At 56.7% G+C, this 16,659-nt stretch carries 17 protein-coding genes; 8 read left to right on the forward strand and 9 right to left on the reverse strand.

Going from position 1 to position 16,659, the window contains the following annotated elements:
• Positions 1–42 precede the first annotated feature (42 nt).
• The 3 genes from ptrR to fghA all read left to right on the forward strand — a co-directional run bounded on the left by ptrR (position 43) and on the right by fghA (position 3,008).
• A complete protein-coding gene (gene ptrR, locus F3I20_RS00605; RefSeq protein ID WP_150010442.1) occupies positions 43–954 on the forward strand; it encodes a putrescine utilization regulator PtrR in 912 nt (303 codons plus the stop codon).
• A 74-nt stretch (positions 955–1,028) separates the two neighbouring features.
• Positions 1,029–2,153, forward strand: a complete 1,125-nt coding sequence (locus tag F3I20_RS00610; RefSeq protein ID WP_150010444.1) for an S-(hydroxymethyl)glutathione dehydrogenase/class III alcohol dehydrogenase — start codon at positions 1,029–1,031, stop codon at positions 2,151–2,153.
• 12 nt (positions 2,154–2,165) lie between these two features.
• Positions 2,166–3,008, forward strand: coding sequence for an S-formylglutathione hydrolase (gene fghA / locus F3I20_RS00615; RefSeq protein ID WP_150010446.1), 843 nt, complete (start codon positions 2,166–2,168; stop codon positions 3,006–3,008).
• 86 nt (positions 3,009–3,094) lie between these two features.
• Here fghA and F3I20_RS00620 read toward each other — a convergent pair whose 3' ends face one another.
• From F3I20_RS00620 to F3I20_RS00640, 5 genes are all read right to left on the reverse strand, one after another.
• On the reverse strand, positions 3,095–3,883 hold the full coding sequence (locus F3I20_RS00620) for an ABC transporter ATP-binding protein (protein WP_150010654.1): 789 nt from the start codon (positions 3,881–3,883) through the stop codon (positions 3,095–3,097).
• Positions 3,883–4,959 (reverse strand): FecCD family ABC transporter permease, encoded by a 1,077-nt coding sequence (locus tag F3I20_RS00625; protein WP_150010448.1) that lies wholly within the window; start codon positions 4,957–4,959, stop codon positions 3,883–3,885. Before F3I20_RS00625 ends, F3I20_RS00620 begins: the two co-directional genes overlap by 1 nt.
• A 288-nt stretch (positions 4,960–5,247) precedes the next feature.
• A complete protein-coding gene (locus F3I20_RS00630) occupies positions 5,248–6,708 on the reverse strand; it encodes an amino acid permease (protein WP_150036999.1) in 1,461 nt (486 codons plus the stop codon).
• A 117-nt stretch (positions 6,709–6,825) separates the two neighbouring features.
• Positions 6,826–7,692, reverse strand: coding sequence for a DNA-binding transcriptional regulator YeiE (gene yieE, locus F3I20_RS00635; protein WP_150019231.1), 867 nt, complete (start codon positions 7,690–7,692; stop codon positions 6,826–6,828).
• Positions 7,693–7,701: 9 nt separating this feature from the next.
• Positions 7,702–8,076 carry a YkvA family protein gene (locus F3I20_RS00640; RefSeq protein WP_150010454.1) on the reverse strand — a complete coding sequence of 125 codons (375 nt, stop codon included), beginning with the start codon at positions 8,074–8,076 and terminating at the stop codon, positions 7,702–7,704.
• Between the two features lie 106 nt (positions 8,077–8,182).
• Here F3I20_RS00640 and F3I20_RS00645 point away from each other — a divergent pair, with 106 nt between their 5' ends.
• Together F3I20_RS00645 and nfo are read left to right on the forward strand one after the other, a co-directional pair.
• Positions 8,183–9,238, forward strand: a complete 1,056-nt coding sequence (locus F3I20_RS00645) for a YeiH family protein (protein WP_150010456.1) — start codon at positions 8,183–8,185, stop codon at positions 9,236–9,238.
• 51 nt (positions 9,239–9,289) lie between these two features.
• A complete protein-coding gene (gene nfo, locus F3I20_RS00650) occupies positions 9,290–10,135 on the forward strand; it encodes a deoxyribonuclease IV (RefSeq protein WP_150010458.1) in 846 nt (281 codons plus the stop codon).
• A gap of 313 nt (positions 10,136–10,448) precedes the next feature.
• On the opposite strand, the gene fruA is transcribed toward nfo, so the two are convergent.
• The 3 genes from fruA to fruB are packed head-to-tail and all read right to left on the reverse strand — an operon-like array spanning position 10,449 to position 14,237.
• Positions 10,449–12,155, reverse strand: coding sequence for a PTS fructose transporter subunit IIBC (fruA, locus tag F3I20_RS00655; protein WP_150036998.1), 1,707 nt, complete (start codon positions 12,153–12,155; stop codon positions 10,449–10,451).
• Positions 12,156–12,171: 16 nt separating this feature from the next.
• Positions 12,172–13,110: a 1-phosphofructokinase gene (gene fruK / locus F3I20_RS00660; protein ID WP_150010462.1), complete on the reverse strand. Its 939-nt coding sequence runs from the start codon at positions 13,108–13,110 to the stop codon at positions 12,172–12,174.
• Positions 13,107–14,237 (reverse strand): fused PTS fructose transporter subunit IIA/HPr protein, encoded by a 1,131-nt coding sequence (fruB, locus tag F3I20_RS00665; protein WP_150010464.1) that lies wholly within the window; start codon positions 14,235–14,237, stop codon positions 13,107–13,109. The genes fruK and fruB overlap by 4 nt, the downstream gene beginning before the upstream one ends.
• A gap of 510 nt (positions 14,238–14,747) precedes the next feature.
• Between fruB and vapB the strand changes: the two genes are divergently transcribed.
• A complete protein-coding gene (gene vapB, locus F3I20_RS00670; protein WP_150010466.1) occupies positions 14,748–14,978 on the forward strand; it encodes a type II toxin-antitoxin system VapB family antitoxin in 231 nt (76 codons plus the stop codon).
• A complete protein-coding gene (locus F3I20_RS00675) occupies positions 14,975–15,391 on the forward strand; it encodes a type II toxin-antitoxin system VapC family toxin (RefSeq protein ID WP_150010468.1) in 417 nt (138 codons plus the stop codon). Before vapB ends, F3I20_RS00675 begins: the two co-directional genes overlap by 4 nt.
• A gap of 34 nt (positions 15,392–15,425) precedes the next feature.
• Here the strand turns inward: F3I20_RS00675 and F3I20_RS00680 are convergent, their stop codons facing one another.
• Positions 15,426–15,680, reverse strand: coding sequence for a YkgJ family cysteine cluster protein (locus tag F3I20_RS00680; RefSeq protein ID WP_150010470.1), 255 nt, complete (start codon positions 15,678–15,680; stop codon positions 15,426–15,428).
• A gap of 343 nt (positions 15,681–16,023) precedes the next feature.
• Here F3I20_RS00680 and yeiP point away from each other — a divergent pair, with 343 nt between their 5' ends.
• Positions 16,024–16,596: an elongation factor P-like protein YeiP gene (gene yeiP, locus F3I20_RS00690; RefSeq protein ID WP_003854146.1), complete on the forward strand. Its 573-nt coding sequence runs from the start codon at positions 16,024–16,026 to the stop codon at positions 16,594–16,596.
• The last annotated feature ends 63 nt before the right edge of the window (positions 16,597–16,659 follow it).

The raw sequence follows: 16,659 nt of genomic DNA on the forward strand, positions 1-16,659 counted from the left end.
AAGTGAATAATCATGACCAACTTGTTTACAGGAAGAGAAGATATGGATTTAGTTCAGCTGCGTATGTTCTGTTCCGTCGCCGAAACGGGTTCTCTGGCGCGCGCAGCTGAGCAGCTGCATCGCGTTCCCTCTAATCTCACCACGCGATTGCGCCAGCTGGAAGAAGAATTAGGTGTGGATCTCTTTATTCGTGAGAAGCAGCGCATTCGCCTGTCACCGATGGGCCATAATTTTCTGAATTATGCGCAGCGTATTCTGGCATTAAGCGAAGAAGCGATGAGCATGACCCGCACCGGTGAACCGGCAGGCAACTTTGCGCTGGGCTCCATGGAGAGCACCGCAGCGACCCGCCTGCCTGGTCTGCTCGCCGCCTATCACCAGCGCTTCCCTGAAGTGGCGCTGTCGCTGATTACCGGCACCTCGGGCGAAATCATCGATCGGGTCCGCGAAGGCACCCTGGCCGCCGCGCTGGTGGATGGCCCGGTTTCCCATGACGATCTGAATGGTTGTATCGCCTTTCGCGAGGAGATGGTGCTGATCACCGGGCTGGATCATGGGCCAATCACCACGGCGCGCGACGTGCAGGACGACACCCTGTTTGCCTTCCGCAACAGCTGCTCTTATCGGGTGAAGCTGGAGAGCTGGTATCGCGACAGCCAGACCGCGCCCGACAACGTGATGGAGATTCAGTCCTATCACGCCATGCTGGCCTGTGTGGCGGGCGGTGCGGGTGTCGCGATGATCCCGGCTTCGGTGCTGAAACAGATGGCGGATCGGTCGCGGGTGCAGGCGCATACCTTACCTGCGGCTTATCGCGATACCGCCACCTGGCTGATGTGGCGACGCGATGCTTTTACTCCGAATGTTGAAGCGCTGAAGTACCTGATTATTGAACAGTTTGACGATCGTCCGCTCAACGATGAGCTGATCCACCCATTACAGGCGGCGGAATAAGCGTTCCACGCTATGTTTAAACCATAACCACACGACGTCATCGCACGTCAAAATCTGACTGGAAGAGGGATTGCATGAACATGATCAAAACCCGTGCCGCTGTTGCCTGGGCTGCTGGCGAACCGCTGAAAATCGAAGAAGTGGATTTGATGCCACCGCAGAAAGGCGAAGTGCTGGTGCGCATCGTCGCGACCGGTGTCTGTCATACAGATGCTTATACCCTCTCCGGCAAAGATCCGGAAGGCGTTTTCCCGGCGATTCTCGGCCATGAAGGCGGCGGTATCGTGGAAGCCGTGGGCGAAGGCGTGACCAGTGTGGAAGTCGGTGACCATGTCATTCCGCTTTACACCCCGGAGTGTGGCAAATGTAAGTTCTGCCTGTCGGGCAAAACTAACCTCTGCCAGGCGATCCGTGCCACTCAGGGCAAAGGCCTGATGCCGGACGGCACCACTCGCTTCTTCAAAGATGGCAAACCGATCTTCCACTATATGGGCACCTCGACCTTCTCTGAATACACCGTGATCCCGGAAATCTCGCTGGCGAAAATCAGTAAAGAAGCGCCACTGGAAGAAGTTTGCCTGCTGGGCTGTGGCGTCACCACCGGCATGGGCGCAGTAATGAACACCGCTAAAGTCAAAGAAGGCGACACCGTGGCGATCTTCGGTCTCGGCGGCATCGGTCTTTCTGCGGTCATCGGCGCGAAAATGGCGAAGGCCGGCCGCATCATCGCAATCGACCTCAACACCAGCAAATTCGATCTGGCGCGCAAGCTGGGTGCCACCGATCTGATTAACCCGAAAGATTACGATAAGCCGATTCAGGATGTGATCGTCGAGCTGACCGACGGCGGCGTGGATTTCTCGTTTGAGTGTATCGGTAACGTCAACGTAATGCGTTCCGCGCTGGAGTGCTGTCACAAAGGCTGGGGCGAGTCTGTGATTATCGGCGTCGCCGGTGCCGGTGAAGAGATCGCTACTCGTCCGTTCCAGCTGGTAACCGGTCGCGTCTGGCGCGGTTCCGCCTTTGGTGGCGTGAAAGGCCGTTCACAGCTGCCGGGCATTGTGCAGGATTACCTTGATGGTAAGTTTGCCCTGAACGACTTCATCACCCACACCATGCCGCTGGAAGAGATCAACGACGCCTTTGATTTGATGCACGAAGGAAAATCGATTCGCTCGGTCGTGCACTTTAACAGGTAATCAGGAGGCGTTATGGCATCCACTCTGGAGCTACTGGAAGAACACCGTATTTTTGGCGGCTGGCAGCAGCGCTGGCGTCATCAGTCGGCCGTGCTGAACTGCCCGATGACCTTCAGCATCTACCTGCCTGATCCGCACGGTGATGCGCCGCCGCCGGTGGTCTGGTTTCTGGCCGGGCTGACCTGCAACGATGAGAACTTCACCACCAAAGCGGGCGCGCAGCGCGTGGCGGCGGAACTGGGTCTTGTGCTGATTATGCCGGATACCAGCCCGCGCGGTGAAGGCGTTGCCAACGATGAGGGCTACGATCTGGGTCAGGGCGCGGGATTTTATCTCAATGCCACTCAGCAACCCTGGGCCCGTCATTTCCGCATGTTCGACTATCTGAGCAGCGAGTTGCCCGCCCTGATTGCGGATAACTTCAAAGTCAGTGAACGTCAGTCGATTATGGGTCACTCCATGGGCGGTCACGGTGCGTTGATGCTGGCGCTGCGTCTGGGTAACCGCTTTGCTTCGGCGTCTGCCTTTGCGCCGATTGTGAACCCTATGCAGGTGCCATGGGGCCAGAAAGCGTTTAAGGCCTATCTGGGCGACGACCAGGCGGCGTGGCGGGAATATGACAGCTGTCATCTGATGGCAAAGGTGTCGCATCGTCTGCCACTCCTGATCGACCAGGGCGACAGCGATCAGTTCCTGGCCGATCAGCTGCAACCGGAACGGTTAGAAGAGATTGCCAGAGAAGTCGGTTTCCCGCTGACGCTACGTATTCAGCCGGGTTATGACCATAGCTACTTCTTTATCGCCAGCTTCGTGGAAGATCATCTTCGCTTCCATGCACAGCATCTGCTGGCGTAAATCATCAGGGCCGCAATAGCGGCCCTGAATTTTTCTGCATGCTGTACGGGCGGGAACGCTGGCTCAAAGCCAGGCCAGCCCGATTCTCAGACCAGTGCCGGTCCGGTCAGCCCGTCGATCATTACCTGCGGAATACCGCGTGAGCAGTGTTCGATACGGCCATTCACGCCATACACTTTTGCCAGCGTAGCCGGCGTAATCACCTTATCCGGCTGCCCTTCCGCTACCAGTGCGCCCTGCTTCAGCATCAGTGCGTGTTGCGCATGACGCAGTGCAATATTGATGTCATGCACCACCACTACCGTCACGATGTTGCGCTGGGCAGTTTCGCGACGAACCAGATCCATCACGTGGAACTGGTAATTGAGATCCAGCGCGCTCAGCGGTTCATCCAGCAGCAGCAGCTTAGGGCGACGGATCAGTGACTGCGCCAGCCCGACCAGCTGCTTCTGACCGCCGGAGAGCTGATCAAGGTAACGCATCGCGAGATGCGCAATCCCCAGTTGTTCAAGCAGATGCATGATTTCGGCTTCGCTGCTGGCGCTGTGCAGACCGCCGGAGGCACGCTGCGCCACAATGATCGACTCCAGCACGTGCAGATGCACGCCCGCAGGCAATGACTGCGGCAGATAGACCACGTTCTTCGCGCGGCGGGCAAACGGCTGGGTCATCAGATCTTCACCGTTGAGCCACATCTCACCCTGACCTTTATTCAGCCCGGCCAGTGCACGCAGCAGTGTCGATTTACCACAGCCATTCGGTCCCAGCAGCACGGTGATCTCACCGCGTGGCAGCGGTGCCACATTGAGATTTTCAATGACTTTATGTTTGGGATAACCGGCATTGAAGCCGCGTAACGTCAGCCCCTGTTCCATCATACTGTCCCCCGATGGCGCAGAATAATACTCAGGAAGAACGGCACGCCAATCAGTGAGGTGACGATGCCGACCGGGATGATCACGCCGGGAAGCAGGTTTTTCGAGGCAACTGACGCCAGCGACAGCACCAGGGCACCGACCAGCGCACTGGCTGGCAGATAAAAGCGATGATCTTCACCAAACATCATGCGGGCAATATGCGGCGCGACCAGGCCGATAAAGCCGATAGGGCCGACAAAGGCCACGGCCAGCGCCGAGAGAATACTGATGCGCAGCAGCGTCGCCAGACGCAGACGACGTACATCAATACCAAAGCTCACCGCACGATCTTCACCCAGACGCAGCGCCGTCAGCTTCCAGCTGCTCATCATTGAGAACGGCACCAGAATGGCCAGCGCGACGGTCAGTACGCCCAGCTTCTCCCAGGAAGCACGCGCCAGGCTGCCCATGGTCCAGAACACCAGACCCTGCAGGGTGTCTTCGCTGGCGATGAACTGCATCATTGAGACCAGCGCGTTAAAGGTGAAGACCAGTGCGATACCAAACAGTACCACGCCCGCCGATGAAACCTGTGTCCAGCGGGTCACGGCATCCAGCATCAGCGCGGCGAACAGCGCAAAGACAAAGGCGTTGGCAGAGATTAACCACTGGTCGGGAATGCCGGGAATACCGATGCCGAGAATGATCGCCAGCGCGGCACCAAATGCCGCTGCCGAGGAAACACCGAGAGTAAACGGGCTGGCCAGCGGGTTATTCAGGATGGTCTGCATCTCTGCACCTGCCAGGCCCAGTGACAGCCCTACCACCAGCGCCATCAGCGCATAGGGCAGACGAATGTCCCAGACAATAACGCGGGTGCCGGCATCCACGCTGTCAGGGCTGAGCAGCGTATTCCACAGCGTATCAAGGGAGAGTCCGGCCGGACCCAGGGTAAAGTCGAGGATCAGCGAGGCGACAATGGCCACCAGTAATACGCCAATCCAGATCAGGCGGCGTCGCAGCACCTGATGGTAGTTTTGCATGGTGTGGTGAAGCGTCTCTTCCCCCGCCAGCAGCGAAGTTTCGGTAGTCATGTTTGAACCCTGTGTGGCTATCACGTCAGAAAACGCAGCCACAATAGTGCAGGTGATAATAATTATCAATTCGTGAAGATAAGCGAGACGTGAAAAAAGGGTAAAAAAGGGTGTTGCAGGCGGGAGAATGGCTCAGGGAGCCTGCGCCTTTCGCAAAGACGCAAAACCCGCCATCCCTGGCGGGCTATGCTTTGCTACAGGCACAGGCTCCCATCGCTTCACGATTCCTGCGGCCTGCCAGAACTGCGGCAGGCACCGTGCGCAGGAGTCAGCGCACAGAACTACTCTTTATGAACCCGGGAACGCCATCTCGCTGTACTTCACGAAACGGCTGCCGTGCGTCAGCCTGTAACCAAACCAGATAATCAGGAACAGCGGAAGTCCAATGTAGGTTGCCGCTACGCCGTACCAGTCGATGCTGTCGTTGAGGAAGGCCTGATAGTTCTGACCCAGTGTGATGATCAGGCAGAGCACAAACGCGAAAATCGGACCCAGCGGGAAGAAGCCGGAACGGTAAGGCAGATCGTTCAGGTCACGTCCCTGGGCGACATAGCCCCGACGGAAGCGATAGTGACTAATGGCAATACCCAGCCAGGCGATAAAACCGGTCATGCCTGAGGTATTCAGCAACCACAGATAAACTTCCTGGTTGCCAAATTTTGAGGTCAGGAAGCACAGCCCGGCCACGACAGTTGTCGCCCACAAGGCATTGCGCGGCACGCCGCCCTTTGAGAGCTTCGCGAAAATACGCGGCGCTTTACCTTCAGAGGCCAGGTTGTACAGCATGCGCGTTGAGGCATACATACCGGAGTTACCGGCAGACAGCACCGCCGTCAGAATCACTGCATTCATCACCGCTGCCGCAGAGAGCAGACCCGCGTTGCGGAACACCAGAGTGAACGGGCTGACGCTGATATCATCAATGTCGTTGTGCAGTAATTGCGGATCGGTGTACGGCAGAATCAGGCTGATAATCAGGATGGCAAACACATAGAACAGCAGGATACGCCAGAAAATCTGCCGCACGGCACGGGGGATATTTTTTGCCGGGTCTTCAGATTCGCCCGCCGCGATACCGATCAACTCGGTGCCCTGGAAGGAGAATCCCACAATCATCGCCACGCCAATCATCGCCGCAAAGCCGCCCGCAAATGGCGCATCGCCCACCTGCCAGTTCTGCCAGCCCGCATGCTCTGCACCGCGCATGATGCCGGTGATCATCAGCACACCCACGATGATAAAGATAATGACGGTGGCCACTTTAATCAGCGAGAACCAGTACTCCGCCTCGCCAAAGCCTTTTACTGAGATGTAATTGAGCAGGAATATCAGTCCCAGGAACAGTGCGCTCCAGATCCAGCCTGGCGTGTCGGGGAACCAGTAGGTCATCACCAGCTGGGACGCCACCAGATCAACAGCGATAGTCACCGCCCAGTTGTACCAGTAGTTCCAGCCGAGTGCGAAACCAAAGCCCTCTTCGACATATTTTGCGCCGTAGGTGGCGAAAGAGCCGGATACGGGCATGAAAGCAGCCAGCTCACCGAGACTGGTCATCAGGAAGTAGACCATCAGGCCGATCAGCATGTAGGAGAGCAGTGCCCCGCCGGGACCAGCCTGAGCAATCGTTGCGCCGGAGGCGACAAAAAGGCCGGTACCGATAGAGCCGCCGATGGCGATCATCGTCAGATGACGGGCTTTTAACGCACGTCGTAATGCAGGTTGTTGTGTTGTTTTTGAGTCATTATGCATGTGTTAACGCTACGCTGGGTAAAAATGAGGCGCGATTGTATCAGCCAGACCGCCTCTGTATAGCTGATGCCATGCTGTTATAAGTTAAGTTCATGATCGCACCCGAATTATTAGCAGTCACTCACGGCAATAGGACAAAAAGCGCGTCAGTGCCTTTGAAATATGCTTCTGTCGGTGATGGATGCGATAGAGCGTCCGGGTCAGGCGTGGCAACGGAATCGTCAGTTCTGTCAACGTCCCCGCCTCCAGCAGATCGGCAATCACCCGGCGCGAAAGACAGCTGATGCCCATGCCGTGCCGCACTGCATGCTTGATCGCTTCTGAGTTGCCCAGCTCCATACCCAGCTGAAAACTCGGCAGGTGTGACAGCAGCAGATAGTCGACGATTTCCCGGGTACCGGATCCGCGTTCGCGCAGAATCCACGGCGCTTCTGCCAGGGTTTTTAGCGTCACCGGCTGTTGCAGAATCGCGGCGTCTGGCGCAGAAAACACCACCAGCTCATCTTCCAGCCAGGGTTCGCTGACCAGCTCGGTCATATGGCACGGCCCTTCAATCAAGCCGACATCCACGCGGAAATCAGAAATCGCCTGAATCACATCCTGACTGTTACCGACGCTCAGCTCCAGCGGCAGACCGGGAAAGTCACGACGCCAGGCCGCCATCATGCGCGGCAGCAGATAGTTACCAATGGTGCTGCTGGCGAAGATGCGGATCGCGCCGTTATCCTCTTTGAATAGCTGCTCAATTTCGCCCGCCTGCTCCAGCAGACCGACCGCACGCGGATAGAGCAGTCGCCCGTGCTCATTCAGCACCAGCCGTTTGCCGACCCGATCAAACAACTGCACCCCGAGCTGACTTTCCAGATCGGCCAGCGCCGCGCTGACCGCCGACTGTGACAGCGCCAGCAGTTGCGACGCCTGAGTAGTGGAACCGCTTTTCAGCACTTCGGTAAACACTTCGATTTGCCGCAGCGTAATGTGCATCGTCGCCTCTTAACTCAGTGAGTGCCTGACAAGGTAAATGATTAATGCCAGCCAGATCAGCCCAACCACGACCAGCCAGCCTGCAATCTTTTTGGCGCGCGAACGCTGGGACTGTGCGCGTTCGCTGCTGCTGATGCGCACCTCTCGTGGCAGCAGCCGCAGCAGAATCATGACGCCCGTGGGAATAATCACCGCGTCGTCCAGCAGACCAACAAACGGAATCACATCCGGGATAAGATCGATCGGGCTGACCCCATAAGCAACCAGCCCCAGCGTGCCCAGTTTGTTCCACAAGGGCGTGCGCGGATCGCGAAAGGCGAACCACAGCACTAATACATCTCTTTTGATTAGCGTCGCCCAGCGGCGCAGACGCGAAACTATCATGATTGCCGCCTTATCGTTTATTCTGGTCAATTATAAATATATTATCAATTTCACTTTTAAGCCAGTCACCCTCATGATCATGACTCAACCACGAGGAGTGACCACCATGACCGAACTGAGCATCCATAAAACGCATCATCCCGTTACGCTCTGGTTCCCCGGTCTGCTGCTGACTGCCGCGATTGCCGGGGCTGCCAGCTGGCTGGCGCAGCAACCAGCGATTGCCACGCTGGGGCTGGGTTCACTGACCCTGGCAATTATGCTGGGTATCCTGGCTGGCAATAGCATTTATACCCCGCTTGCCTCGCGTTGCGACAGTGGCGTGGCGCTGGCTAAACAGAAGCTGCTGCGACTGGGGATCATCCTGTTTGGCTTCCGCATTACCTTACAACAGATCGCTGACGTCGGGTTCAGCGGCATCCTGATTGATGCGCTGACGCTGAGCAGCACCTTTTTTGTTACCTGCCTGCTGGGTATCCGGCTGCTGAAGCTGGATCGTGATACCGTCTGGCTGATTGGCGCAGGCAGCAGTATCTGTGGGGCAGCGGCCGTGCTGGCGACTGAGCCGGTAGTGAAAGCCGCACCGTCGAAAGTCGCGGTGGCTATCGCGACTGTGGTGCTGTTCGGCACGCTGGCTATCTTTATCTATCCGCTGCTGTGGCCGCTGGCGCATCACCTGTTTCCGGGGCTGAGTGCCGCGCAGTTTGGGGTGTTCACCGGCTCAACCATCCATGAGGTGGCGCAGGTCGTGGCCGCCGGTCACAGTATCAGCCCGGAGGCTGAGAACAGCGCCGTGATTGCCAAAATGCTGCGGGTGATGATGCTGGCACCGTTCCTGCTCTGCCTGAGTGCGGTGTTACGCGGCAAACGCAACGCGAGCCAGGCGCGTCAGCCGGTGACCTTTCCCTGGTTCGCGCTGCTGTTTATCGCGGTTGCGCTGTTTAACTCGCTGCAGCTGTTGCCTGCGGCGTTGGTGGCCACGCTGAATGAGCTGGCGGGTCTGCTGCTGGCGATGGCGATGGCCGCGCTGGGCTTAACCACCCGTTTCGGGGCATTGCGTGAGGCAGGCGTTAAACCACTGCTGCTGGGCGCGCTGGTGTTTGGCTGGTTAATCGCGGGCGGCGGCACCCTCAATCTGCTGGTGCAACATTTCATGGGCTAGCGGCATCGGGTATCATGCCGTTTCACCCGTGCATAGCCCCAGGAGAAAGGCATGAAATATATTGGCGCACACGTGAGTGCGGCAGGTGGTGTGGATCAGGCCGTAATCCGCGCCCATGAAATAGAAGCCACCGCCTTCGCCCTCTTTACTAAAAATCAGCGTCAGTGGAAAGCCGCCCCGCTTTCCACCGAGGTGATTGATGCTTTTCGCGCCGCCTGCGAGATGTACAAATTCAGTCCGCAGCAAATCCTGCCGCACGACAGTTTTCTGATTAATCTCGGCCATCCGGTTGAAGAGGCGCTGGAGAAATCCCGCGCGGCCTTTATTGATGAACTGCAACGTTGTGATCAGCTCGGCCTGACACTGCTGAACTTCCATCCTGGCAGCCATCTGCATCAGATTGATGAAGAAGCGTGCCTGAAGCGGATTGCGGAGTCGATTAACATTGCTCTCGATCAGACGCAGAACGTCACCGCCGTCATTGAAAATACCGCCGGTCAGGGCAGTAACCTGGGTTTCCGCTTCGAGCATCTCGCCACCATTATTGAGCATGTCGAAGATAAGTCACGCGTCGGCGTCTGTATTGATACCTGCCATGCGTTTGCAGGCGGTTATGACCTGCGTACCGAAGCGGACTGCGAAGCGACCTTTGCCGGGTTTGAGCGCATTGTCGGCTTTAACTATCTGCGCGGCATGCACCTGAACGATGCCAAAAGCGCCTTCGACAGTCGCGTTGACCGCCATCACAGTCTGGGTGAAGGGAATATCGGCAAAACGGCGTTTAGCTGGCTGATGAAAGATCCCCGGTTTGATGGTATCCCGCTGATTCTGGAAACCATCAATCCCGATATCTGGAAAGATGAGATTGCCTGGCTGAAAGCCGAACAGCAGGGATAGAAAAAGGGAGCCAGTTGGCTCTTTCAAACGGCTGAGAAGTTTAAAGCGATGGGAGCATACGCCTGGAGTAAAGCATCGCGGGCCATGGACAAAAATGCCGGAAGCGTTTTTGAACAACGCAACGCGTTGGCCCGGCAACGGGCGCACCTCATGGATGAGTTGCGTAATCGCCCGCGCTGAGCCCGCCAAGGATGGCATCCTTTGCGTCTTTACGGAAGGCTTATGCTCCCTGAGCCTATACCTCACAAAAGCAAACAGGGAGCCATCCGGCTCCCTGTTATTTTTACTTCAGCAGATTATGCACTTCAGCACATCAGGCTTTCGCCAGCTGCTCTTCCGGACGTTTCAGAACCGCATAGCTCAGACCTGCAATCGCGGTACCGATGATAATCGCCATCAGATAACCGATAACCGGCGTAATTGCGCCAGGGATCAGCAGGACAAACAGTCCACCGTGCGGTGCCATCAGTTTTGCGCCAATCGCCATGGAGATCGCGCCGGTAACCGCGCCGCCCACGATGCAGCAAGGCAGTACGCGCATCGGGTCACGGGCAGCGAACGGAATCGCACCTTCAGAGATAAAGCAGAGACCCAGAACCAGTGCCGCTTTACCGCCTTCCTGCTGACCTTTGTTGAATTTACGACGGGCAACCAGCGTAGCCAGACCCATCGCCAGCGGTGGCACCATACCGGCGGCCATAATGGCGGCCATCGGTGCATACGTCTGCGAGCTCAGTAAGCCGACGCCAAATGCGTAAGCCACCTTGTTCACCGGCCCCCCCATATCGGTACACATCATGCCGCCCAGAATTGCACCCAGCAGGACCGCATTCGCCGTACCCATGTTGGCCAGCCAGTGCGTCAGGCCATTCATGATGCCCGCAACCGGTTTACCCACCACGTAGATCATCAGCAGGCCGGTGATCAGGCTGGCAAACAGCGGAATAATCAGTATCGGTTTCAGCGCTTCCATACTCTGCGGCAGTTTAACTTTGCCGCTGATCAGCTTCGCCGCATAACCGGCAATAAAGCCTGCGATGATACCTCCTAAGAAGCCCGCGTTGATGCTGGTGGCGATCATACCGCCAATCAGACCAGGCGTCAGACCCGGACGGTCAGCGATGGAGAAGGCGATAAAGCCCGCCAGTACCGGCACCATCAGGGCAAAGGCGCTGCCCCCACCGATTTGCATCAGCGCCGCAGCCAGTGTGCCCTGCTCTTTAAAGGCTGTGATACCAAAAGCGAACGACAGGGCGATGCTCAGACCACCCGCGACCACCATCGGCAGCATGTAAGAAACACCGGTCAACAGGTGACGATAAGCCCCTGCGCCGCCTTTCTTCTCTTCTTCACTGCTAGTGCTCTGTCCGGCAGCCGCCACTTTATACGGCTTCGCTTCTGCTACCGCTTTATCCAGTTCCTGGGCGGTTTTCTTCAGCGCCAGTCCGGTTGAGGTGCGGTACATCGGCTTACCGGCAAATTTCGCCAGATCGACTTCGATATCAGCAGCGACGATCACCAGATCGGCAGCCGCCACCTCTTCCGGGGTAATCGCATTACCGGCACCCACGGAACCGCGGGTTTCAACTTTCACCCACCAGCCGCGGCGGGTCGCTTCGGCCTGAATCGCCTCGGCAGCCATAAAGGTGTGCGCCACGCCGGTCGGACAGGCGGTGACAGCAACCACGCGTTTCGGCGCGCCAGCCTGAGCCACAGCAGGTGCGCCAGCCGGTGTGGCCACCGCAACGGTTGTCTGCCAGATTTTGGCTTCGGCTTTCGCCCGGTTCAGGAAAGTGTCCGGCTCGCGGACGGCCAGCTGGATATCGCCCAGCCAGACCGCTTTACCGTTCAGCGCCGCATCGTCCGGCACGTTTTTGCCCAGCACGATCGCCATTTCAGCGTCGGCAGGGTTATCAGTCAGAGTCAGGCCCGCAGCAGGTGCGGCCGCAGCCAGACGTTGTTGCGCCATATAAGCGGAAGCCAGTCCCAGTACAGGGTCTTTAATCAGCAGCGTTTTCATTATCGCTCTCCTGCTGTCAGTTAACGGGTTGTAAGTCGACGCGCGCCATCATTGCGGCCAACTGAGTACGATCGGAAACGCCGACATTGCTCTGGCTGACGGCCATCGCCGCCACGGCCGTCGCAAGACGCAACGTGTGTTCGCTGGATTCGCGCATCAGCAGGCCATAAATCAGGCCGCCAACCATGGAATCACCGGCACCCACGGTGCTGACGACTTCACACACCGGCGGTTTAGCAATCCATTCACCGGAGGCGTTGACCCACAGCGCGCCTTCTGCGCCCAGCGAAATCACCACATGGGCGATGCCCTGCTCGCGCAGTTCGTGCGCCGCGCCAATCACATCCTGCAGACCAGGCAGTTTGCGACCAGCCCAGATTTCCAGCTCACGGCGGTTAGGTTTAACCAGCCACGGTGCGGCTTTGAGTCCTGCCACCAGCGCCTCGCGGCTGCTGTCAAAAATGATGCAAGGGCAATGAGTGCGCAGTTCGGTCATCCAGCGGGTAAAGGCATCGTGATCGACACCTTCCGGCAGGCTACCGCTGACGCAGACCATATCGAACTGGCCCAGCCAGGTCAGCGAGTCGGTGGTAAAACGATCCCAGTCCTGAGCGGTGACCTGAAAACCGGAGAAATTCAGATCGGTCACGTCGCCGGTCTGTTCTGTGAGTTTAACGTTGATACGGGTACGGCCCGGCACCACCTGGAAACGGTTAGCAATGCCCAGCTCGCTGAACAGCTGCTGGAACCCATCCTGATTCTCTTTACCCAGGAAGCCACCCACAGTGACATCGATACCCAGATCTTTCAGGACCTTAGCGACGTTGATGCCCTTGCCCGCCGCATGCAGGCCGGTAGTTTTCACCAGATTGACTTCGCCGCGTTCAATTTCAGGGGTATAGCCCACCAGGTCATACGCCGGATTCAGCGTGATGGTGGCGACGCGTCTGCTCATGATGCCCCCTCACCCAGACCGCTGGTGATCGCTTCTTCAATGGCGTTCAGCGCCTGCTGTGCATCGTCACCGCTGGCGGTGAAGCGCAGGCGATGGCCTTTCTTCACGCCCAGCGCAACCACTTTCATCAGGCTGCGGCCATTGGCAGGTTTACCACTGCCGTCCAGGTTGGTCACGGTGATGTCACTGTTGAACTGCTTGATCACGCTGACCAGTGCGGTACCCGGACGGGCATGCAGACCATGTTCGTTACGGATGGTGTATTCGGCGGTCAGTACCTCAGCCTGCTCATCGACTTCGCTGGTCAGCAGCGCGTAGACGCCTGCCGCATCGGCTTTCAGCAGACGATCGGCTTTGCCCTGCTGCAGTAATGCGCTGAGGTAACCCAGCACTTCAAGCGGACGCTCATCGGTCGCCGACACGCTGATTAACAGTGAAGCTTGTTCGCCCTGATGGTCGAAGGCATGTTCAGCGCGGCTGATAGCCACGCCGCTGCGCAGGTTGCCGAGGCTGCTGTCGCTGAGCCAGATGCCCTGCCCCAGATTCAGCGGCGTCGTTGAGACCACGTCTGCGACATAGCTGGCATCCACCACGCCCGCGGACTGCAGCCGACCGGCGTTCATCGCCTGGAGGGTGATCAGATCGCTGGCGGCTACGTTCAGCGTAATTAATGAAGTGTCGAAGCTGAATTCAGCGGCTTGTTTCTCGCCCATCAGTAACGCACGAAGATCTTCAGCAGAGGCGGTTTTTAGCTGTTCGGCAATGGAGTCATCGCTCAGAACGTGCGTCAGCTGACGCAGCAGCGCCAGATGTTCATCTGATTTAGCAGCAATCCCGATCGCGACATAGGCGGTCTGATCGTCGCCCCAGGCAATGCCCTGCGGGAACTGAAACACCTGAACACCGGTTTTCAGCACCAGATCGCGGGTATCGGTGGTGCCATGAGGGATGGCGATGCCGTTGCCAAGAAAAGTGGATGTCTGCTGTTCGCGCGCCAGCATGCCGTTGACGTAGCCTTCCGTCACATTGCCTGCAGCGGTTAACGCGGCAGCGACCTGACGAATGGCCTCTTCTTTGTTCTGGGCGCTGGCTCCGGTATGGATGGCCTGCAATTCGAGCTGGAACATAATTCTCCTCGCTTGCTGAGATTGAATCGTTTCAGCCAGTGGGGATTTTTTTACGCCATGCTGTTGAAAACAGGTGGCGCAGTCACCGCTGAAACGTTTCAGGGATTGTGGTACAGCTACTTTCCGGAGGCAAGAAAATGCGCAAATGGCGTAACAGATTTTTGACGTTACGCACATTTCGGGGTGGTTAAGGGGAATAAAAAGTGAACAGGCTGACGCGGCTGCTGTAAACCAAAGATTACCGGGCCAGAAATTTCAGCAGCGTCAGCGTCTCAGGGCGCGGTATCCGCTTCAGGTTGCAGCAGATATGTCATCGCCTGATGGCGGGAGTTGCCGCATGGGCGGTGTGCCTAAGTATTTTTGTACCGGCCTGTGTGATGACATTCGCAGCAGCAACATATGCCTGACCTATACATTCACTGAGCGTTGGCATAAACTGAGTCACTACGTTCATCCAGGCTATTACTGACGCCTGTGTTCGGGCCAGATTTCTAAAGAGGAACGTCCAACATGAGAATCGTCTCTGTATTCAAAAATGGCAATAATCGCGCCATTCGCCTGCCTCGCGACATGGACTTTGAGGGAGTGAGCGAGCTGGAAATTATCAGGGAAGGAGATGCTATTATTCTGCGTCCTGTCAGACCCACATGGCGTTCATTTACCCAGCTTGAGAAAGCTGATTCTGACTTCATGACAGAGCGTGAAGACGTTATCAGCGATGAGGGACGTTTTGACCTGTGAACAACACTTACATGCTCGACACTAATATCTGCTCATTTATTATGCGTGAGCAGCCTGAAGAAGTCATCCGGCGACTGGAACAGGCAGTGCTACGTAACCACCGGATTGTGGTCTCTGCAATTACTTATGCTGAAATGCGTTTCGGTGCGATTGGAAAGAAAGCTTCACCGCGGCATATGCATTTGGTAGATGCATTCTGCGCACGGCTTGATACTGTACTTTCATGGGACCGTGCAGCGGTAGATGCAACCACTGAAATCAAAGCAGCGCTGGCTGCTGCCGGAACGCCGATTGGTCCTAACGACACTGCGATTGCCGGGCATGCCATTGCGGCCAGGGCTATTCTGGTGACCAATAACACACGCGAGTTTCAACGGGTACCCGGATTGCAGCTGGAAGACTGGGTCAAATAAGCGCCTGGATTCAGTCTAAGCCGTGGACCGGTTCTCAGGCGCTTGTGCTGGCTTCAAGCTCAATCAGGTAGGTCATGGCTGAGGCGCGGTCTGTAAGACACATGTCAGTAGAGGGTTGCAGACTTCCGCATACTTTCGGCCTTAAATCTGAACCAAAAATCATGCACAAATTTTCATCCGATAACTGAATACATCGGACATTAGCCGGTTTACCCTGTGGCATTCCAGGAATTGGGCTTGAGATTGAGGGCGCGATGCAGCATGCACCACAATCAATACGACACTGCATTAACACCTCTCACTCGACCTTGAGAATACAACAGACAGTAACAGAACCTTAGAGGGATCGACACTGCGCTCCTCACCTCATAACTTTCTGACTTAATCATTCACCGTCAGGCATGCCATGAATCGGTGAAGAGCTCGAAGGCGCTGTGCAACAGGCACCGTACGGGCTACGGCATTGCATGCTGTGCTCCGACAGAGAAAGTCGCGGCGACAATAGCAGTCCACCGCGCTTATTACCATGAAAGCTGCGGCCTGACACAAAATTTCGCACCCGCGATATTGCCAGTTTTCACCGGCGCGAGTAACGTTGCGCGCACTTCACTCTCTTGATAGCGAGAACAGCAATGCCAAAAGCCAATGAAATCAAAAAAGGGATGGCCGTCACACACAACGGTAAACTGCTGCTGGTTAAGGACATTGATGTCCAGAGCCCCAGCGCACGCGGTGCCGCCACCCTGTATAAAATGCGCTTTACCGATGTCCGCACCGGTTTAAAAGTTGAAGAGCGCTTTAAGGGCGACGAGATCATTGATGCCATTTCGCTCAGCCGCCGCAGCGTGACCTTCTCTTATATAGATGGTGACGAATACATCTTTATGGATGATGAGGATTACACCCCCTACTCCTTTAAACAGGAGCAGATTGAAGAAGAGCTGCTGTTTATCCCTGAAGGCGGCATCCCTGGCATTCATGTACTGACAATGGAAGGTCAGGTGCTGGCACTGGAACTGCCACAAACCGTAGACATGGAAATCGTGGATACCTCACCCGGCATTAAAGGTGCCTCTGCCAGCGCCCGAACTAAACCGGCCGGCATGAGCACGGGCCTCTCTATTCAGGTACCGGAATACCTTAGCAACGGCGATCGCATCCGTATCCATATCGCTGAACGCCGCTACATGGGTCGTGCAGACTAACCACTGACCTGCTGCTCATCGTGATAATGTTATAGTATTACATTATCACGCTATTCTCTGGCA

This window comes from Candidatus Pantoea gossypiicola (genome assembly GCF_008632075.1).
Lineage (GTDB): Bacteria > Pseudomonadota > Gammaproteobacteria > Enterobacterales > Enterobacteriaceae > Pantoea > Pantoea gossypiicola.